General features: G+C 67.0%; 17 protein-coding genes and 2 pseudogenes. 9 read left to right on the forward strand and 10 right to left on the reverse strand.

From position 1 onward, the window contains the following. Positions 1-191: 191 nt before the first annotated feature. Both NS334_RS07400 and NS334_RS07405 read left to right on the forward strand, forming a co-directional pair. Positions 192-1694, forward strand: a complete 1503-nt coding sequence (locus NS334_RS07400; protein WP_058755337.1) for a glycoside hydrolase — start codon at positions 192-194, stop codon at positions 1692-1694. Next, complete coding sequence (locus tag NS334_RS07405) at positions 1676-3010, forward strand: family 43 glycosylhydrolase (RefSeq protein WP_058755338.1); 1335 nt, start codon at positions 1676-1678, stop codon at positions 3008-3010. Before NS334_RS07400 ends, NS334_RS07405 begins: the two co-directional genes overlap by 19 nt. Positions 3011-3217: 207 nt before the next feature. On the opposite strand, the pseudogene NS334_RS19345 reads toward NS334_RS07405, so the two are convergent. Beyond that, positions 3218-3727, reverse strand: a pseudogene (locus NS334_RS19345) (GH39 family glycosyl hydrolase); the annotation flags it as partial. Next, the gene (locus NS334_RS07410; protein ID WP_058755339.1) at positions 3728-4147 is read right to left on the reverse strand and encodes a TonB-dependent receptor domain-containing protein; all 420 of its coding nucleotides are present in this window, start codon (positions 4145-4147) and stop codon (positions 3728-3730) included. A 309-nt stretch (positions 4148-4456) separates the two neighbouring features. On the opposite strand from NS334_RS07410, the gene NS334_RS07415 reads away from it, so the two are divergent. Next, positions 4457-5179, forward strand: coding sequence for a FadR/GntR family transcriptional regulator (locus NS334_RS07415; RefSeq protein WP_058755340.1), 723 nt, complete (start codon positions 4457-4459; stop codon positions 5177-5179). Between the two features lie 93 nt (positions 5180-5272). Here the strand turns inward: NS334_RS07415 and NS334_RS07420 are convergent, their stop codons facing one another. The 4 genes from NS334_RS07420 to NS334_RS07435 are packed head-to-tail and all read right to left on the reverse strand — an operon-like array spanning position 5273 to position 10278. Further along, positions 5273-6136: an NAD(P)-dependent oxidoreductase gene (locus tag NS334_RS07420; RefSeq protein ID WP_058755341.1), complete on the reverse strand. Its 864-nt coding sequence runs from the start codon at positions 6134-6136 to the stop codon at positions 5273-5275. Beyond that, a complete protein-coding gene (locus NS334_RS07425; RefSeq protein ID WP_058755342.1) occupies positions 6133-7311 on the reverse strand; it encodes an L-rhamnonate dehydratase in 1179 nt (392 codons plus the stop codon). Before NS334_RS07425 ends, NS334_RS07420 begins: the two co-directional genes overlap by 4 nt. Continuing rightward, a complete protein-coding gene (locus NS334_RS07430) occupies positions 7308-8579 on the reverse strand; it encodes an MFS transporter (protein WP_058755343.1) in 1272 nt (423 codons plus the stop codon). The genes NS334_RS07425 and NS334_RS07430 overlap by 4 nt, the downstream gene beginning before the upstream one ends. Beyond that, a complete protein-coding gene (locus NS334_RS07435) occupies positions 8569-10278 on the reverse strand; it encodes a GH39 family glycosyl hydrolase (protein ID WP_241491849.1) in 1710 nt (569 codons plus the stop codon). Before NS334_RS07435 ends, NS334_RS07430 begins: the two co-directional genes overlap by 11 nt. Positions 10279-10604: 326 nt before the next feature. Between NS334_RS07435 and NS334_RS07440 the strand changes: the two genes are divergently transcribed. Both NS334_RS07440 and NS334_RS07445 read left to right on the forward strand, forming a co-directional pair. Then, positions 10605-11390, forward strand: coding sequence for a FadR/GntR family transcriptional regulator (locus NS334_RS07440; protein WP_058755345.1), 786 nt, complete (start codon positions 10605-10607; stop codon positions 11388-11390). Between the two features lie 59 nt (positions 11391-11449). Then, positions 11450-12715, forward strand: a complete 1266-nt coding sequence (locus tag NS334_RS07445; RefSeq protein ID WP_241491850.1) for a PQQ-dependent sugar dehydrogenase — start codon at positions 11450-11452, stop codon at positions 12713-12715. Between the two features lie 155 nt (positions 12716-12870). Here the strand turns inward: NS334_RS07445 and NS334_RS18145 are convergent. Then, positions 12871-13188, reverse strand: a pseudogene (locus NS334_RS18145) (transposase); the annotation flags it as partial. Between NS334_RS18145 and NS334_RS18600 the strand changes: the two are divergent. The 4 genes from NS334_RS18600 (at position 13145) to NS334_RS07470 (ending at position 17624) form a co-directional block, all read left to right on the forward strand. Then, complete coding sequence (locus tag NS334_RS18600) at positions 13145-13312, forward strand: hypothetical protein (protein ID WP_193753025.1); 168 nt, start codon at positions 13145-13147, stop codon at positions 13310-13312. The pseudogene NS334_RS18145 and the gene NS334_RS18600 sit on opposite strands and share 44 nt — an antisense overlap. A gap of 8 nt (positions 13313-13320) precedes the next feature. Then, positions 13321-13989 (forward strand): HNH endonuclease signature motif containing protein, encoded by a 669-nt coding sequence (locus tag NS334_RS07460; protein ID WP_058755348.1) that lies wholly within the window; start codon positions 13321-13323, stop codon positions 13987-13989. 99 nt (positions 13990-14088) lie between these two features. Further along, positions 14089-16275, forward strand: coding sequence for an ATP-binding protein (locus NS334_RS07465; protein ID WP_058755349.1), 2187 nt, complete (start codon positions 14089-14091; stop codon positions 16273-16275). Beyond that, on the forward strand, positions 16275-17624 hold the full coding sequence (locus tag NS334_RS07470) for a hypothetical protein (protein WP_206542640.1): 1350 nt from the start codon (positions 16275-16277) through the stop codon (positions 17622-17624). The genes NS334_RS07465 and NS334_RS07470 overlap by 1 nt, the downstream gene beginning before the upstream one ends. Here the strand turns inward: NS334_RS07470 and NS334_RS07475 are convergent. From NS334_RS07475 to NS334_RS07485, 3 genes are all read right to left on the reverse strand, one after another. Beyond that, the gene (locus NS334_RS07475) at positions 17544-18566 is read right to left on the reverse strand and encodes a DNA cytosine methyltransferase (protein WP_206542641.1); all 1023 of its coding nucleotides are present in this window, start codon (positions 18564-18566) and stop codon (positions 17544-17546) included. The two genes, NS334_RS07470 and NS334_RS07475, sit on opposite strands and share 81 nt — an antisense overlap. Positions 18567-18654: 88 nt before the next feature. Then, the gene (locus tag NS334_RS07480) at positions 18655-19065 is read right to left on the reverse strand and encodes a very short patch repair endonuclease (RefSeq protein WP_083500321.1); all 411 of its coding nucleotides are present in this window, start codon (positions 19063-19065) and stop codon (positions 18655-18657) included. Between the two features lie 52 nt (positions 19066-19117). Beyond that, positions 19118-19696 carry a hypothetical protein gene (locus NS334_RS07485; RefSeq protein ID WP_058755350.1) on the reverse strand — a complete coding sequence of 193 codons (579 nt, stop codon included), beginning with the start codon at positions 19694-19696 and terminating at the stop codon, positions 19118-19120. Positions 19697-19952: the final 256 nt, after the last annotated feature.

The raw sequence follows: 19952 nt of genomic DNA on the forward strand, positions 1-19952 counted from the left end.
GCCACTCCATCAAACCGTTGCGATTTCATCGTAATTTGCCCGTCGCGTTGGCGCTTCGCTAAAAAACTTAGGAACATGGATCAAGGGATGGAGCCCTGGCGCGGCTTGCCTGCGGGGTGATTCCGCCGGTCGAGGAACGTTGACGGTTCGCCCTCCATGGTTATTGTCATACAAAGAAGACAGGAGAGATCATGAACGGCCCACGCCTGCGCCAATGGGCGCGCCTGTCGCCGCTTGCTGCGCTCATGACGATCGCCGCGCCGACGTTGGCGCAGCAACCGGCGATCACCGTCGCCCTCCGCCCGGCGATCGAGCGCCCGGCGACCACGACCTTCGAGGGCTGGGGGACGGCGCTGGCGTGGTTCGCGGATGTGACCGGCGGGTGGCCCGACGCGGAGCGGACGCGGCTCGCCGACCTGTTCTACGGCAAGGACGGGCTGGGCTGGACGATCGCGCGCTACAATATCGGCGGAGGCAATGCCGCCGACACGCCCCCCTATCTGCGCCCCGGTGGCGCGGTGCCCGGATTCTGGCGGCAACCGGCGGGCGTGACCGGGCGCGACTGGTGGCGCGCCGATGACGAGGCGATGTGGGACTGGTCGCAGGACCGCCGCCAACGCTGGTGGCTGGACGCGATCCGCGACCGCGTGAAGCAGCCGATCTTCGAGGCGTTCTCGAATTCGCCGCCGTATTTCATGACCGTCTCGGGCCGGGTATCGGGCGCGGAGACGGCGACCGACGACAATCTGCGCCCCGGATTCGAGGGCGCGTTCGCCGCCTATCTGGCGCGCAGCGTCGACGAATTGCAGCGCCGCCACCGCATCACCTTCCGCACGTTATCGCCGGTCAACGAACCCAATACCGATTACTGGTTCGCCGCCAACAAGCAGGAAGGCGCCCACTGGAGCCCGGCGCGGCAGGCGGCGATGATCGACGCCAGCGACGCGGCGTTGAAGGCGCGCGGCCTGCGCACCGTCGTCGCCGCACCCGACGAGACCAACTCCATCCTGTTCCTTCAGGACTGGGCCGGCTATCCGGCGGCGACGCGCGCACGGATCGGACAACTGAACGTCCACAGCTATGGCAACATTCACCAGACGGGCGTGCGCGACATCGCGCGCGCCTCGGGCATCCGGTTGTGGATGAGCGAGAATGACGCGCCGCTCGACAAGGATCCGGAGAACATCGACGGCATGACCTCGCCGCTCGCGTTCGCCGAACATGTCGTTCTGGATCTCAAGCGGCTGGAGCCCGTCGCGTGGGTGTTCTGGCAGGCGGTCGAGGACAATAGCGCGCGCGACGGCAAGCCCGGCAGCAACTGGGGCGTGGTGAAGGCCGATCTGCGCGCGCCCGACAGCGCGTCGCACGGCATTCGCGTGACGCGCAAATACTGGGCGATGGCGCAGTTCAGCCGCTTCATCCGCCCCGGCGACCGGCTGGTGCCCGTCGACGATCTCGACACGGTCGGCGCGCTGTCGCCGGACGGTCAGACCCTGGCGCTGGTCCATGTCAACGCCGGGCTCTATCCGCGCAACCTGGCCGTGCCCGCTGGGTGGAGCGCGCGGATGATCCTGACGGACGCCACACACGATGCCGCCTGCGTCACCGGCACGGTCGCGCCGCCGCGTGCGATCGTCACCCTGATCCTGCGCCGTGGCGCGATGGAGAATGCGCCATGTCCCGTCTCGCGATGATCGCCCTGCTGCTCGCGGCGGCCCCGGCGGTGCTGGCCGCCGACGCCCCCGCCCGCTGGGATACGGCCGGCGCGCGCAACCCGCTGCTGCCCGGCTATTTCGCCGATCCGTCGATCGTGCGCGACGGCGACACCTGGTACATCTTCGCGACCATCGACCCGTGGGGCGACGACCGGCTGGGGCGCTGGTCCTCGACGAACGGGCGCGACTGGACCTTCTCCAATCCCGAATGGCCGACGAAGCAGGCCGCGACCAGCCCGACCTCCGGCGATGCGAAGGTCTGGGCGCCATCGGTGGTGAAGGCGCACGACGGGCGCTGGTTCATGTACGTTTCGGTCGGCAGCGAGGTGTGGGTCGGCACCGCGCCCTCGCCCGCCGGGCCGTGGCGCGACGCGAACGGCGGCAAACCGCTGATCGCGCGCGACTTCGCCCCCGCCTATCACATGATCGACGCCGAGGCGTTCGTGGACGACGACGGGCAGGCGTATCTCTATTGGGGATCGGGGCTCAACTGGGTCAACGGCCATTGCTTCGTCGTGAAGCTGAAGCCCGACATGGTGACGTTCGATGGCGCGCCCCGCGACGTGACACCGGCGCATTACTTCGAGGCGCCGTTCATGATGAAGGCGAACGGGCGCTACCTGCTGACCTATAGCGACGGCAACACGACCAAGGACACGTACAAGGTCCGCTATGCGATCGGCGCGACCCCGTTCGGGCCGTTCACCGAGGCGCCGAACAGTCCGGTCCTGCAGACGGATGCGCAGCACGACATCGTGAGCCCGGGGCATCACGCGGTGTTCCGCTCCGGGGGGCAGAGCTACATCCTGTACCACCGCCAGGCGCTGCCGTGGCCGCAACAAGGCGACGCCGTGCTGCGGCAGGTGGCGGTCGACCGGCTCGATATCGCCGCCGACGGCACGCTGACGACGGTCGTGCCGACGCATGGCAGCGAGGTCGCGGGCTTCGCGACCCGGCGCGCGCGCGGGCTGGCGTGGCGCGCGGTCGGCGCGGGCGGCGGCGCGGCGGACGACAATTACGCGACGCTGTGGCGGGCGGGCGCCGACAGGACGCTGACCGCCGATCTGGGCGCGGTACGCGCGATCCGCGGCAGCCGGCTCCGCCCGGAGTTCGCCACGCGCGGCTATCGCTTCGCGATCGAGGCGTCGCGTGACGGGCGGCGCTGGCGCCCGCTGCTGGACGCCGCCGATCATCGCGGTTCCCCGATCGCGTTGCGCCATCCGACGACCGCGCGTTACCTGCGGCTGACCATGGCGACGCCGGGCGCGGGCGTGTGGGAGTGGTCGATCGACTGAGCGCGGGTCGGGACCGACCGGCAGCCCAGCGCATCGCCTCGACGCCAGCGACGGAATGGACAGCGTCTTGTCGAAACCGCTGTTCACCGCGCGAAGGTGAACGCCGATACCCATCCGGACATGACCGTCGACGATCGTGGGCTGTCCCTTCGCATGGAAGGACAGAAAGTCCGTCGGTGTCCCGATCTTGCCAGTGGCGTCGTTCGGCTCCGACGTCACATGCCGCAGGAAGCCGTCCATGAACGTGCCGCCCTCGCCGCCCGAATCGATCCCGCCGACACGCGCGGTCGGCAATGCGCGTCGCACGCCGTCGATCGCGTAATCGTGCAGCTTGTACCATTCCTCGGGCGTGCCATGCCAATAGCCGTTGCCATTGGGTTCGTTCCAGACCTCGAAATGCCAGCGCTCGACTTCGGCGCGCCCATACCGCTCGACGTTGTGGCGGGTCCATTGATAGACCAGTTCGCCCCACTTGTCGTAGCTCTTGGGCGGATAGGCCCAAGCCCCCATGACGTACTTGAACTCGAAGCCCGGCCGCCAATTGTGCCGGTACGGCAGGTCGGCGGGGCGGTCGTCATCGCCGCCGGCATGAAGCCGATCGGCAGATAGGGGTTCACGCCGCGCTGGATATAGGTGGCGATGATGCGATCGACGTCGGTCCGGTCGTAGATGGGCCTTCCATCCGTGGTTTCCGTATAGATGTTGGTGCTGCCCCATTTACCATTCCAGCGCCAGGTCGAAATTGTCGGGACAGATCGGCTGCAGGTTGGCGTTGCCGCTGCTGCCGGAGCCGAACGGCTGCGCACCCGGAATCGCCGGGGTCAGCGTCGAGGCCGGGTTAAGCTGCGCGAAGCTCGGCCAGGTGATCGTCTTGCTGGCGCTGAACCGCGCGAACAGGGTGTCGGTCAACTTGTAGCGAAGCGCCAGGCTGGGCAGCACGTCGGTGCTCCTGCTCTCGATCGTCACCGGCGTCGCGACGCCGCGCAGCACGGTGAAGGCGTTCGACGTGATGTCCGTTCGGAACACGCGGCCGCCCAGTTGGCCGTCCAGCCGACCGATCTGCAGACTGCCCTGGACGTAGCCGGCGTCATTCTCCTCGCGAATGCGGTGTAGGACACGTCGGTCCGCTCCGCCCACTCGCGCCCCCCGACGCCGGGAGGACGGCAACGGCCTGATCGCGATCGCCGGACCGCGCGGCAACGCCCTGCGCCATGCCCATTGTCACCAAGGCCGTCGCCGCCGACGCCAGATAACGATGTCCCACCATGACCAAACCCCTCCTGTCGACGGTATGTCCGCCCTTTCACCTGTGTACCTAACCCTACCAGATTGCACAAAATCTCCAGTAATTACCTATCTTAGGAATAAAATCGCGCCTTTTGGTAGGGCCAGTTGCGGATGGTGCGTTTCTTGACGACGATCTCGGTCCTCCGGCATTGTAGCGCCATGACCGCATCTTCCACGCCGCTCGGATCCGAGCCATCCGCTCGCCCCCGGGACGTCCGTGGGGGGATCACGCACGATCTCGGGGTGGCGATCGTCAGCGGCCAGTTGCCGCCCGGCACGGCGTTGCTGAGCGAAGACCGCTTCAGCAGCGAGCATGGCGTGTCGCGCGGCGCCTATCGCGAGGCGTTGCGTATCCTTGCCGCCAAGGGGCTGGTACAGAACCGCCCCAAGAGTGCCACCAGGGTCAATGAGCGGTCGCGATGGAGCATGCTGGACCTGGATGTCCTGGGCTGGATGTTCGAGGGCGAGCCGAGCCGGGACTTCATTGCCGGCATCTTCGAGTTGCGGTCGATCGTGGAGCCGTCCGCCGCGGCGCTGGCGGCGGTGCGCCGGGACGAGAAGCAACTGGCGCGGATGGGCCATGCACTGGAAGAGATGGAGCGGTATGGCCTGCTGGACAGCGTCGGCCGCGCCGCCGACCAGCGTTTCCATCTGCTCATCCTGGAGGCGACCAGGAACGAGCCGCTCAGCACCCTGTCCAGCTCGATCGCGGCGGCCGTCGAATGGACGACGCGCTTCGCGCGCCACCATCGCCAGCAGCGACGCGATCCGATGCCCGATCACCACGCGGTGTATGCGGCGCTGGTGGCGGGTGACGCGGAACGGGCGCGCAGCACGATGGCCACGTTGATCGAGAATGCGCTGCGCGACGCCGACGATTAATCGGCGCGGGCGCGGGCGTCGGCCAACGCGCGGGCTCCGACAGGATCAAGGCCGGATCGCGTCATCGATCCGGCCCGGCCGACGGACGCGACGTCAGCGCAGCGGCTCGACGATGGCGGCGATATCGTCTCCGTCATGGCCCTGCCCCGCCGCCGTCTGGAAGCGGGAGCGCGCGGGAGCGGCCATCAGCGAGTCGACCCCCAGTTCCTTCATCGCCCGCGCGGCATAATCGAGATCCTTGGCCATCAGCGGAACCAGGAAATGCGGTTCGTACGCGCGCCGCATCATCCGGTCGCCGACCGCATTGACGAGCGGACTGCCCGGCGCGCCGGTCCGGATGACACGGAAGGCCGCGTCGGGATCCAGACCGCTGCGCTCGATCGCGGCCACCGCCTCCGCCAAGGCGGCGACCTGAACCCCGCACAGGAAATTGTTGAGCAGCTTGAGCATCGCGCCGCTGCCGCTCGGGCCGAGGTGGATGGTCTCGACGCCCAGCAGGGCCAGGACCGGACGCGCGCCATCGACGGTGGCGGCGTCGCCGCCCACCAGGAAGCGCAGCTCACCGGCGGCGGCCTGCGCGCGGCTTCCCGTCACGGGCGCATCGATCAGGCCGATGCCGCGCGTGGCGGCCTCGGTGGCCAGCGTGGCGATCCAGCCATGGGTCAGCGTGCTGCATTCGACCGCGATCGCGCCGGCGCGCATGGTCGCGAACGCGCCACTCTCCCCCAGCCAGACCCCGCGCGATGCATCGTCGTCGGCCAGCATCGCCACGACGATGTCGGCCCGCGCCGCCGCCTCGCCCGGGGTCGAGGCGATCGTCGCACCCGCCGCCGCCAGCGGTGCGGCGCGCGCCGCATTGCGGTTCCAGACCGTCACCGACACACCCCGGTCGAGCAGGCGGCGCGCCATGCCGGACCCCATGATGCCGGTGCCGAGGATCGTTACCTTCGTGGTCATTCGATCACCTCGAACTTCGCCAGCGCCGCTTCGTCGACGGTCAGGCCGAGGCCGGGCACATCGTCGTCGAGATCGATATAGCCGTCCTGGGCGGACGGTTCGCCCTTGAAGATATACCAGAACAGTTCGTTGCCGACCTCGACATCGACCGGCGGGAAGTATTCCGCGATCGGCGAATTCAGGCTGGCCATCACCACGTGATAGTTATGCATCTGCCCGGCGTGCGGCACGACCGGGATCGAATAGGCCTCGGCCAGCGCCTGAATCTTGCGCGCGGCGGTGATGCCGCCCACGCGGTTGGTGTCGAACTGGATATAGTCGAGCGCGCGGGCCTCGATCAGCTGGCGGAAGCCATAGCTGGTGAATTCATGCTCGCCCGCCGCGATCGGGGTGCTGCCGAAGCGGCGCAGCTCGTGATAGCCGTGCACGTCGTCGGGAATGATCGCCTCTTCCAACCAGCGAAGGTTGAAGGGTTCGAGCAGTCGCATCATCCGCTTCGCATAATCCAGGCTCCAGCCCATATAGGCGTCGGCCATCACGTCGATCTCGTCGCCGACCGTCTCGCGGACGGTGCGCACCAGATCGATGTTGCGCGCCATGCCCTCCGCGCCGTCGGTCGGGCCCCAGCCGAACCGCAGCTTCATCGCGCCGTAACCCTCGGCCTTGTAGCGGCTGGCCTCGGCGGCGAGATCCTCCAGCCCGATCGAATAGAGGCGGCTGGCGTAGACCGGGATGCGCGGCTTCGTCCGTCCGCCCATCAGGCGATAGCAGGGCTGTTTCGCGGCCTTGCCCATCAGGTCCCATAGCGCGATGTCGATCGCGGAGATGGCGACGATCGCCACCCCCTTGCGCCCGAACGCCATCGTCTTGCGGTACATATGTTGCCACAGGAATTCGGTGTCCCACGGGTTCTGGCCGATCAGCAGCGGCGCCAGATACTGGTCGATCATCTGTTTGGTGACGCGCGGCGACAGCGCGGCATTGCCGATGCCGACCAGCCCCTGATCGGTGAAGATCTCGACGATCAGCCAGCCGTGAAAGGTGAAGGTGGCCATCGTCTCGCGCGTCATCATCGGCGCGACCAGGTCCATCGGATTGGTGCAGAAATGCGGCGGCAGCGGCTGCGTCTCGCCACGCCACTCGACGACGCGGGTACGGACTTCGGTAATCTTCACGAGCGAACCTTTCGGGTGAAATCGAGACGGTGGATGACGGGGATCGTCACGCAGATGAGCGCGAAAGCGGTGACGTGGAGCAGCGCCGCGACGACGAGGACGGGCGTGTAGCCAAAGCCGGCGTCGAGCGCCCAGCCCGCCGCCTGCCCCATGACGATGCCGCCGAACGCGCCGCCCATGCCGACCAGCCCGGCCAGCCGGCCGAGCATCTCGCGCGGCACCAGATCGGTCGGCAGGGTCATGACGAGGGTCGACCAGCTCTGCTGCCCGAAAAAGGCCAGGCTGAAGAGGAACAGCACCGCCGGGATCGACGATATCAGCGGGACCAGCATGACCCAGGGCATCAGCGCCGCGCTGATCCCCAGCGCGATCTTGCGCGCCGCGTTGACCGAGCGGCCGTTCGCCAGCAGTCGGCTGGACAGCCAGCCGCCCAAAAGGCTGCCGACACCAGAGGCGGCATAGGGTATCCAGCCGATGGTCGCGGCCTGTTTCAGGTCGAACCCATGCGCCTCGAACAGATATTTGGGCAGCCAGAAGAGATAGAAATACCAGGCGCCGTCGCTCAGGAACTTGGCGCCGACCACGCCGGCGACCTCGCGCCGGACGATCAGCGCGGGCAGCGCCGGCACCTTGCCCGCTTCGGTGACGGGATCCGGCGATCCGGCGGGCGTGGTGTAGCGGACGAACCAGACCACCGCCCAGACCAGCCCCAGCCCGCCGGTCAGGAAGAATACCCAGCGCCAGCTCGCCAGCCCGAACCAGCCGGCGTTCGCCAGCACCAGCGCGATGAACGGCGGGGCGATCACCGCGCCGACGGCCGTCCCGGCGTTGACCAGCCCGATCGCCGCCGCCCGGTCGCGCGGGCCGAACCATTCGGCGACGGCGCGGGTGGCGGCGGGAAAGCCGCCTCCCTCCCCCATGCCGAGCAGCAACCGGCTGACGGCCAGCGCCACCACCCCGCCCGCCAGACCGTGGCTGGCGCAGGCCAGCGACCAGAAGATCATGATGAGCAGGAAGCCGCGCCGCGTCCCGATCCGGTCCAGCAGCCAGCCGCCGCCCAGATACATCAGCCCATAGGTCGCGAGAAACGCGCTATCGAGGAACGCCTTGGTCTGGTTGCCGATCGGGATGTCGGCCTCGATGAACTTGATCGCCCAGGGCAGCGTCTGCCGGTCGAGATAGCTGATCGCGATCGCCGCCGCGATCAGCAGCGCGATGCCCCAGCGTCCCCCCGGCGTGACGCCCGCCGCAGGTCGGTCAACGGCCATCGATCACCAGCAGCGCGACGCCCTGTCGCGGCAGGGCGACGGTGAAGGATCGCCCGCCGCGCGTCGAGCCGGTCGCGGCGACCGACTCCTCGTGCATGATCGAGGCGGCCTCCAGCTGCTTGTATTGCTTGTCGTTGGGCGACTGGGGCGATCCCATACGCTGCCATGCGGCGAAGGCATTGCCGTGGTCGCCATCGACCCGCCACAGCGTCGCCGCCCCGGCCTTCGTTCCGGCGATGTCGAGCCTCACCCGCGCGATCGGACCGGGCACGTCGTCGTCGTGATAATGCCACAGCAGCACCGCGATCCGCCCGTCGGGCGTCCGCGTCGCCAGCGTGCCGATATCGGCCTGTTCCCGAACGCCGTCCTTGACGATCGTGTCGAGCGCCACCTGCGCGCTGCTCGTCGCGGCGATCCGCTCCGGCCCCATTTTGGCAAACAACCGGAAGACGTTGAGCACGGGCAGATCGACGCCGTTGGTCGACAGCTGGCGATAGCCGGCGAACCAGGGCTGGTTCTCGAACTCGAACGCCCAGGACAATACGCCGTCCAGATTGACCCGCCGTCGTGCCGCCAGCTCCCAGATCCGCGCGAAGCTCGCCGCCGTGTAGCTCGAATACATGGTGCCGTTGCGATAGGCGTTCTCGGGGCCGGGGCAGGCGGCGCAGCCCTCCGGATCGCTTTCCCCGATCACCACCGGCTTGTTCGACAGCGCGGGAATGGAGGTCGCCTTGACGAAGCCGCGATCGACCTCCCGCAAGTGCGTGGCGATCCCCATGCGCACATGGCCGTCGACGAACTCCGGCTGCCCCTTGGCGTGGAAGGCGAGAAAGTCGGTGGGCGTGCCCGTCTGGCCGGTGGCATAGTTGGTGCCGCTGGACACATGCTTCAGGAAGGCATCCATGAACTCGCCGCCCGCGCCCGCCGTGTCCGGCCCGCCGACCCTGGCGGTCGGCAGGGCGCGGCGGACGCCGTCGATGGCGTAATCGTGCAGCTTGAAGAAATCCTCGCGCGGCGCTTCCCAATAAGCACCGTTCGGTTCGTTCCAGACCTCGAAATACCAGCGCTCGACTTCGGCCCGGCCATAGCGTTCGATATTGTGCCGCGTCCATTGGTAGACCAGCTCGCGCCACTTGTCGAAGCTCTTCGGGGGATAGGCCCAGCCGGAAATGATGAAATTGTAGCCGAAACCCGGCCGCCAGCTGTGCTGATAGGGAGTTCCGGCAGGGGCGGTCGTCATCGCTTCCGGCATGAAGCCAATCTGGAGGTAGGGGCGCACGCCCCGCGCCAGATAGGTGTCGATGATCCGGTCGACGGTCGTCCAGTCGTAGACAGGGTTGCCGTCCCTGTCCTCGGTGTAGACGTTGGTGCTGCCCCATTTGAATGCGGGGGTGCCGTCGCCGGTATTGAGGAGGTTGTGCGCGCGGAAATAGACCGCCCCCTCGCGCAGCTTGCCGAGTTCGAGCAGCAGCTTGCGGCCGTCCTTCATGGTCGCGTAATTGGGCTCGTCCGCGCCGAAGAACCGCCACACCGGCGGCAACGCGCCGATCGGCTTGCGCGCATCGACCGTAACCGTCACATCGCGCGCCGCCGTCGGCGCCGCTGGCGCGGCCGGATCGGTCGCGACCTGCCGGGCGGCGACGGGCGATCCGGCCAGCACGATGGCCGTTATCGCCGTCATGGTCGGGAAACGGGGCATCACATCCTCCTTCAAACGGTCGTCCGGTCACATTTGCGCGCGTTATCGACCCGTGCTCGACGACAGCACCGCACCGCATCACGCGCGGCTGGCGGTGCTCCCGATCGTGCGACCGCCGGCGTCGGGCCGAATCCGCACGGCGCTGTCAAAGCCGATGCCCCATCCTTCCCTGTCCGCCCGCGTGATTGATCCGCGATCTTGTCCTACCAGATTTGCCAGCACATCACGCGATCGGCAATAGAAAAATACCGTACTAATAAAACTGCCCTCACAAGTTAATGGGAAGGAGGGTTGACCGGGGCGCCGGGACAAGGTCCATTCGCGCGATGCGCGACGATCACCCCCCGGTGGACACCTGCTCTCTTCAACCGACCGCGCCGGTGTCAGATCGACCGACGGGAATCGGCAGCGGCATCGCGCACGACCTGGGCGTCGCGATTGTCAGCGGACGATTGCCGCCGGGCACGCCGTTGCTCAGCGAGGAGCGATTCAGTGCCGAAAACAACGTGTCGCGGGGCGCCTATCGCGAGGCGCTCCGGGTGCTTGCCGCCAAGGGGCTGGTGCAGAACCGCGTGAAGAGCAGCACGCTCGTCACGGAGCGCAGTCGCTGGAGCATGCTCGATCTCGACGTGCTCGGCTGGATGTTCGAAAGCGGCCCCGACACCGCGTTCATCCGCGGCATCTTCGAACTGCGCAGCATCGTCGAGCCCTCGGCGGCGGCGCTGGCGGCGGTGCGCCGGACCAGCCGACAGTTGGCGCAAATGGGCCACGCGCTGGAGGAAATGGGCCGCTACGGCCTCCTGAGTACACGGGGGCGCGCGGCGGACAAGGCATTCCACCTGCTGATCCTCGAAGCCACCCGCAACGAGCCGCTGCTGACGCTGTCGACCTCGATCGCCGCGGCGATCGAATGGACGACCCGCTTCGCGCGTGACGAGCGCAAGCAGACCCGCGACCCGATGCCGGATCATCAGGCGGTCTATGGCGCCTTCGTGTCCGGCGATGGCGCGGCGGCGGCCGCCGCCATGGCCACGCTGATCGACAATGCCTTCGCCGACACCGGCATCTACGACCCGGAGGACCAAGCTGCGTCCTCCCGCCGCCTCACATGAGATTATCGTCCCGGCATGCCGCCCGGCGCGTCGCGCTCCCCTTCCCGAAAGGCTCCATCGTGCTTCGTTCATCCCTGTCCGGCCTGACGCCGCTGCTCCTGCTCGGCTGCCATGCAGTACCCGCTTCGGAACAACCAAAAGCGGCAGCGGAATCGTCTCCGCCCGTCAATTACGGCGCGTCGCAGCCGAACAAGGTGAAGCCGTTCAAGACCACCGCGATCGCGACCTTCGATTCACCCTGGGCGCTGGCCTTCCTGCCCGACCGGCGAATGCTGGTGACCGAGAAGCCCGGCCGGCTGTGGCTGGCCACCGGCACCGGGCAGAAGACGGAGGTGCGCGGCGTGCCGAAGGTCCATTTCGAGGGACAGGGCGGCCTGTTGTTCGTCGCGGCCTCGCCGCGGTTCGCGCAGGATCGGCAGATCTACCTGACCTATTCGGAGCCCGGCGAGGGCGGTGACGGGCTGGCGCTCGCGCGCGCCACGCTCGACCTGACCAGCGCACAACCGATGCTGCGTGACCTGAAGGTGATCTGGCGGCAATTGCCGCGCGGCGCCGGCGGGCAGTTCGGCGGCTATATCGCCTTCTCTCCCGATGGCCGCTATCTGTTTCTGGCCTCGGGGGAGCGCCAGCGCTTCACCCCCGCGCAGGATCCGAACCAGGCGCTGGGCAAGATCCTGCGCCTGACGCTCGACGGCGCACCCGCGCCGGGCAATCCGGGCGCGGGCAAGGTCGGTACCGCCAGTGTCGGGGTGATCGATCCGCCCGAGAATAGCGGCGCGGCGGCGAAGGCGCCGGTCCGCACCGTCACGCTGACCGAACCGAACCTCACACCGGCGGAGATCTGGTCGACGGGCCATCGCAATCCCTATGGGCTGGCCTTCGACGCCAACGGGCGGCTGTGGGAAACCGAGATGGGCCCGCAGGGTGGCGACGAGCTGAACCTGATCGAGCCGGGCCGCAATTACGGCTGGCCGATCGTCTCCTACGGCAAGAATTACGACGACACGCCGATCGCCTCGCCCGCCGGAAACCGGACGTATCAGGAGCCCGCGCTCTACTGGACGCCGGTGATCGCACCGGCCGGGCTGACCTTCTACAATGGCGCCATGTTCCCGCAATGGCGCGGATCGGCGTTCATCGGCGGCCTGGCCTCCACCGCGCTGATCCGCGTGGCGTTCGACAGAGGCGTCCCCCGCGAGGCCGACCGATGGGACATGGGCGCGCGTATCCGTGCGGTCACGACCGGCCCGGACGGGGCGTTGTGGATATTGGAAGACGGCACCGATGGGCGCTTGCTTCGACTGACGTCCGGTCGCGCCGGCTAAGGCCGAGCGCCCCCTTGGCCGTCATCCGTGATCGACCGAGACGTCACTTCCGTCACCCCGACTGAATTCCGGGGTGACGCTGAGTTACCCCCTTTTGAATGGTCCATCGACTATGAAAATCTGGATCAAGGAGGGGACAACGAATGCCTTCGAAGAAGCACAAGACCGCCGCTTTTTTTGGTGTCGCGCTCCGCCTTCATCCTAGCCAACTCGCGGCGCAGCCGCTCAATCTCTCGCTGCTCGGGCTTCATCACCCCATGCCCAGGAAACGTCGACCCCAGGTCCGCCGCCTGCTCCCGCACCCATTTGCGCAGCACCTTCTCGTGCAGGTCCAGATCGCGTGCGGCCTGCGACACAGATAGGCTCGGGGTTGATCGCGCAGCGTCGTTGGCGACCGCCCTGCCGCTGCAATATTCGGCGAGCTTCTTCATGATGGTGATCCCGGCGATGCTCTTGCCCCGCGATCTGCTCATTTACAACAATTTCGATTGGAGGCCGCTGCTTACACAAATGATCTTCCCCCGGTTCGGCGGACACGCTGGGTTAGCTGATCATGCGCTGCTCGGCTTGTTCGGGCGTGAGATACCCGAGGGCTGAGTGCATGCATGCTGATCGACCATGAGCAGTTCCACGACGCCCTCGTGGCAGCCGGCAGCATGTCGGCGGAACAGCTGCGCAGCCAGACGGGCAGCGGCAGATCGCGTTCGTACTTCGTGCGCGCGAATGGTCGAACCTATCCCATGAAGGCGATCATGCGTCTTGCCTATGTGCGAGCCGGCATCGGCTGGGACGGACCCCAGTCAAGGGACGCGGCGGCGGAGCTACGCCCCCGTTTCGACATCGTGCATGTCACCGGTCAGGCGGAAGAGGAGCGCCTCCGGCGTCAACGGGAGAGCGTGGAGCGCTGGGCTCGCCCCGGCCAGGGCCGCTTCCGTGCCGCGGTGATCGAGCTGTACGATGGTACCTGCCCGATCAGCGGCTGCGACGTGCTTGAGGTCCTCGACGCCAGTCACCTACAGGGTGTCGCAGACGACGGCGACGACGATGCCCGTAACGGCTGGCTGCTGCGGACCGACCTGCACCGGCTCTTCGACGCACTCCTCATGTCGATCGATCCCGATACGGGACGTGCAGTCTTCGCGCCCGAGGTGGCAGACAGCTACCGGCACCTTCACGGGTCGCTGCCCAATCTTCCGGAAGGCGGACCACGCCCGATCGACTTCATGGAACACTGGCAACGATTCAACGGGCGCCGTACCGCGCCGGGCGAATAGTCCAGCGGCACCGACCCTCCTGACCCGAGCCGTGCCAAGAGCAGCGGCACGGGAGCCCGCTATTCATCTCGACATCCCAGTCCGGCCCATGCACAATTCATGCAGCGCCTCTTCCAGCATCGGGTACGACCAATAAGCCAGCCACCATCCGAACAGCTCAGCTTCCGGCCCCGTGCCCGACTGCTTCAGCTGCTGGGCGACCAGCTGATCGGCACGCCCCGGCTCGCCGTGTTCGAGCTCGTCAAGAACGCCTATGACGCCGACGCCGAGGAGGTGAAGGTCGTCATCGACGGTATCGCGACCGGCTCGCCTTCGATCACCGTGACGGACGATGGCGACGGCATGTCGCCCGACACGGTCCGAGACATCTGGCTGGTGCCGGCGCACGACCACAAGGAGATCCAACGCAGGGCGATGCGCCGGACCCGGCTCAATCGCCTGCCGCTCGGCGAGAAGGGCGTAGGACGCTTCGCGGTCCACAAGCTGGGCGATCACATCGAGCTGGTGACGCGCGCCGCTGGCGAGCAGGAAGTCGTCGTCGTGATCGACTGGAGCGCGCTGATCGCCAAGCCGTTCCTGTCCGATGCGACCGTCGAGGTCGTCACGCGGGATCCAGAGGTGTTCAAGGGGCAGGCGACCGGCACGCGGATCACGATGACGGAGCTGCGTGACCGCAAGTGGACGCGTGGTGACGTCCGGCGGCTGCAGCGGCAGATCACCTCCATCTCCTCGCCGTTCGCCACCCGGTCGGACAGATTCGAGGCGACACTCTCGGTGCCGGAACACGAGGACTGGGTAGCGGGCGTTCCCGACGTCGAAGCGCTTCTCGCCAGGGCACCGTGGAAGTTCAGCTTCACGTTCGAGAACGGCCGCCTCAGTTATCAGTACGACTTCCGCGGCGTGACGGGCATCAAGCTCGCTGCCCGTCATGTCGAGAAGACCGATCAGCTGCTGCAGATCGTTCCGGAACGCGACGACGACACTCCTGGCGGTGCCCGTGGACCGCGGCAGGTGACCGCCGACGCCGCGCTGGCGACCGGCATCGGTCCCGTCACCGGCACATTCTACGTCTACGACCGAGATCAAGCCATCCTGAAAAAGCTCGGCGACAGCCAGCTCGTGACCGGGTTCCTCGACGAGAACGGCGGCGTCCGCGTCTATCGCGACGGCATCCGGGTCTACAACTACGGCGAGCCCGGCGACGACTGGCTGGGGCTCGACCTTCGACGCGTCAACACGCCTACCCGCAACATCAGCCGCAACATCGTCGTCGGTGCGCTGGACCTGAAGCTGGAGAGCAGCGATGGTCTGACGGAGAAGACGAATCGCGAGGGCTTCGTCGAGAACGACGCCTACCGCCGATTCCGGCAGATCGTCTTGGGCGCGCTGGCGCTGCTCGAAACCGAGCGCAAGATCGACAAGGACAACATCCGCGTCCTTGTCGACACTGGCAGGGATCCGGAAACCGACCGCATCCGTAGACCGCTCGCCGAGCTGCGCGCCGCGGCCAGCCGTCACAAGCTGTCGGCGGAAATGGACCCGCTGATCAACAGGGTAGAGCGCGACTACGAGGAAATGCGCGAGACGATGCTCCGGGCGGGGCTCTCCGGCATGAACCTCGCGGTCGTCTTCCACGAGATCGAGCAGGGCGTAAGGGTCCTGTACGATGCCATCGAGGCGGGCGGTAATCCGGGTGCCATCCAGACGCAGGCCAAGGAACTGGTGCGCATCCTCGACGGCTTCACCGAGCTGCTGCGCAAGGGCGACAGGAAGCCCCACAGCCTCAAGAACCTCGTGCGTCGGGTCCGCGACATCAACAGGATCCGCTTCCGGACGCACGGGGTTCGACTTGCCGCGCCGATGCTGGAGGAGGACGCGCCCGATCTCGAACCGAGCTTCGCCTTCAGCCTCGCGCTTGGCGCGCTCAACAACCTGCTCGACAACGCCTTCTACTGGATGCGCTTCCGCTGGCCCGAGGACGATGGCCCGCCCCCCGACCGTTCGCCGCGCGCGGTGTGGATGGGCATCAGCCACGACATAGCGGAAGGACCGGCGATCGTGATCGCCGACACCGGCCCGGGGCTCCAGGACGACCCCGAACGCCTGACCCGGCCGTTCTTCAGTCGCCGCCCGGACGGGATGGGCGTGGGCCTCTACTACGCCAACATGGTGATGGAGCTGAACGGCGGACGGCTGGCCTTCCCCGATCGGGAGGACGCCGGAGTGCCGGAGGAATTCGACGGCGCCGTGATCGCGCTGGTCTTTGCGAAACCGAAGAGGAACTGATGTTCGCCGCCCCGCGCTTCCTGGCCGTCGACGACAAGCCCGAGCACCTGACAGCGATCCTGGAGACCTTCCAGCGGCTCGGGGCACCCTGCATGGGCATCCAGTTCGACGCGGCTCAGCCTCTGGAGAAGATTGCCTTTCGCGGGGTCCGCGCCCTGTTCCTCGATCTTCATCTCATCACGGGCGTGAAGACCACCGACGACAAGCAGCACTTCGCCAACATCGCCTCGATCCTCGAGGAGAACATCAGCGAGATCGGCGGTCCGTTCATTCTGATCCTCTGGACGGAACACGCCCAGCTGGCCGCCGCCCTTACCGACTATCTCGACCAGTCTCTCGACGCGGACAAGCCATGGTGCCGGCCACTTGCGGTGATGGCGCTGGCGAAGGAGAAGTTCATCAACGTCGGAACCGGGGCGACGGAAGCTGCCGACGAGCTCCGCCAGGCCGTCGAGGCTGCCCTGGACGGCAATCCGCAGCTTGCGGCTCTGATCGGATGGGAAACGGACGTCCTTGCGGCGGCGGGCGAGACGCTGTCCTCGCTGACCTCCCTTGTCCCGGCGGCCAGTCGGACGACCGCCGCGTTCGGCGGTGCGCTCGACGAGGTCCTGAGCCGGCTTGCCGTAGAGGCGGTCGGCAAGAAACACGTCGCCGACGACCCTCGCGCGGCAGTGACCGGTGCGCTCGCGCCGATCCTGGCGGATCGGATCGTGAACCAGGATGGCGGTGGCCCGACTGCCGCACTGTGGGCGAAGGCCGTGACCAGGCACGGCCAGAAGCAGCTGCCCCAGGCGACGCCGGCGGAGGCCGGAGGCATCAACCGCATGCTTCACGTCGCAGTGGCTGGTCCCGAGCGGATCGCCCCAGCGGACTGGGGTGCCGTGAGCGAGGTGCCGGCAGATATCTGGACGGACAAGGCGCTTACCGACGTGCTCGGCGTCGACATCGACCATCTGCTCAGGGCGGAGTTCAAGGTCCATCGCGACCACCACGCGCTGTGTCGGCCAAGGCTCGTCCGGATCGGCGCGGTATGCGATCACGCGCAGAAGCGTCCGGGTCCGATCCCATTCCTGTTCGCCGTCGAAATACCCGGGACCGTCGCACGCCTGGCCGGGCCTGACGGGAAGGTAGTTCCACCGGCTGCGGAATGGCGCTCGCCCGTTCTGACCCTGCCAACGGTTGCCGACCCGTTCGTGCTGCACGTGAACAGCCGGTTCGAGATGAACCGTCCCGCGGCCGCTACGGGAGCATGGAAGGCGATCTACCGCCTACGCGAACAGCTCCTCATGCAGCTCATCGGGCACACTGCCGCCTACGTCGGCCGACCCGGCATCGTTCGTCTCCCCTGATCCCGTCAGCGCGCGCACGACCGCTTCCATGACGGGCGGGCAGACGCCGTTGCCGAGCAGGCGCACCCGATCGCGGCGCGTGCCATGGTTCAGCAGGTAGCCCGGCGGCAGCCCCATGGCTCGCCGCAGCTCCGGCACCTGCAGCATGCGCATCCGAGGACCATCGGGACTAGGCGTGACCAGCGCGAACCGGTCGACGGTCGTGATCGTGCGCAGCGGGCGGTCGAGCGGCTGCCATCCACCACTTCCGTCCGTGCCGTAGTACACCAGCAGGAACGGCGTCTCCCGTCCCAGCGCCTGGAAGGCGCGCTCGGCTCGCGCGAGCGTCCCGGCGGCTCGGCCGGGACGGTCGAGCAGCGTCGTCTTCCATGTACCCGCCGGGTCGAGGATGGCCGATGCCGGTACTGGTGTCACCGTTCCCGCAGGTACCAGACGTGGAGCCCGCTCCCGGTCGCCAACGATGAAAAGCCGCCGTCTGCTCTGCGGCACGCCGATGGTGCTGGCGTCTATCACCTGCTCGCCCAACTTGTAGCCCAGCGCCTCGAGTTCGCGCTTCAGCTCCGCGTAGCGCGACCATGGCCGCATGTGGACGACATTCTCCATGACCAGCCACCGTGGCGAAAAGGCCTTGGCATATTCCACTGCGGACATGGCCGTTGCGCGGCTTTCTTCGCTGCGCGGCGCGGATCCCTTCGCACAGGTGTGGTTGGTGCATTCCGGCGACGCCAGGAGCAGGTCGACGTCGCCGACCCGGGCGTGAAGGGCACTGACGTCGATCTCTTCGAGCCGAGCGGTCACCACATGCGCGTCAGGATAGTTGTCCCGATAGCTCGCGGTCGCCACCGCATCCATGTCGACAGCGCCACGCATCGTCACGCCGGCGGCGCGCGCGCCTGCGCTGCTGCCCCCCGCGCCACAGAAAATATCCAATCCCGTTATCACGTCGCCCTCCGCTTATGGAAGGCTACCAGGTTATCCGGTGAGCCGCCAGGCTCGACCGCCAGCAGCGGAAGCGATTGTCGCGCCGACGCTACGCCTGATCGAACATTGCGTCCAGGCGACGGGACAGGGTATTCGCATCGCGGGCTTCGCATTCCCAGATCGTCTCCACCCGCCAGCCGGCCTGGATCAGCGCCTCCGTTGCCTTCCTGTCCCTAGCGACGTTCGCATCGAACTTGTTCTTCCAGAACTCGGGGCGGGTGCCGGGCGTGGTACATCCGCGACATCCCGGGTGCCTGTGCCAGAAGCATCCATGCACGAACACCACGAGCCTTCGCCCGGGAAGAACGACGTCGGGCGTTCCCGGCAGGTCGCGGCGGTGCAGCCGGAAGCGCAACCCGCGCGCATGCATGGCTCGCCTGACGATCATCTCGGGGCCGGTATCCCGTCCCCTGATTCGACGCATGTTCTCGCTGCGGCGCTTCGGATCGATCCGATCCAAGCTCAGGCCCAATGTCCCTGCGGACGACCGCTCCGGCTGATCGTCCCGACCTTCATTTCACCGGCGGCAGCGCCTCGAAACCCGCGCGATCCTCGATAAGTGCCGCAGCGAAAATCGGCATCCTGTCAATGGCGTCCGCATAGACGACCACCGCACCGTCGGGGTCGTTCTCAATTCCGACGCCGGCCCGTTCGGCCGCGCCGAGAAGCAGCGGCACGTGCTGCCGACGTGCGTAGAAGGCGACGAGAGGGTAACGCTCGTGATGATGGTCACCATAGGCACCACCGTTGCAGCTCGAGACGGTAATGCAGCCTGCGGCCGAAAGAGCTGCCACCGTCGAGGCGATGCCGAGGTCGATCAGTACCATCAGCCCGGGATCTTCCTCAAGCTCCTCCTCGATGACTGTCCACTCGGCGTCCGGATCGTCGGCTCGCTCGATGCGGTCGATGATCCCGCGTTCTTCATCAGCGATATCGACCGCTTCAGCCCAGGAGATATGGCGGAGATCCACGTACTCATGATTGCCTCCCAACCGGCCGCCTTCCTGCCGCTGGTCTAGTGCAGGCCAGCCAAGACGGGTGCAGTCCACGGCACGCACAATCTCGATGTCGAAGTGGATCTGTTCGCTCATCAATGCCGTGATACCGCCCTTGAACGATTCCGGAAAGTGACACCGTCCTGATTAGGACGGCTGGTCCGCCAATCCTACTCCTGGTCACTGACCCCGGGTTCGATCGGCGCGGCGCAGATCGGGCACGAATGTTCGAAAAAGAATAACGGGACAGGCCGGGCGCTTTTACAGGATGGTGCCTAACCCATTGATCTTACTGCGCCTCGGATCGACATTTTTTACAGCTTTACGTATCGAGTGACGTGACCCCCGGGTT

The sequence above is a fragment of the Sphingomonas endophytica genome, assembly GCF_001476895.1.
Classification (GTDB): Bacteria; Pseudomonadota; Alphaproteobacteria; order Sphingomonadales; family Sphingomonadaceae; genus Sphingomonas; species Sphingomonas endophytica_A.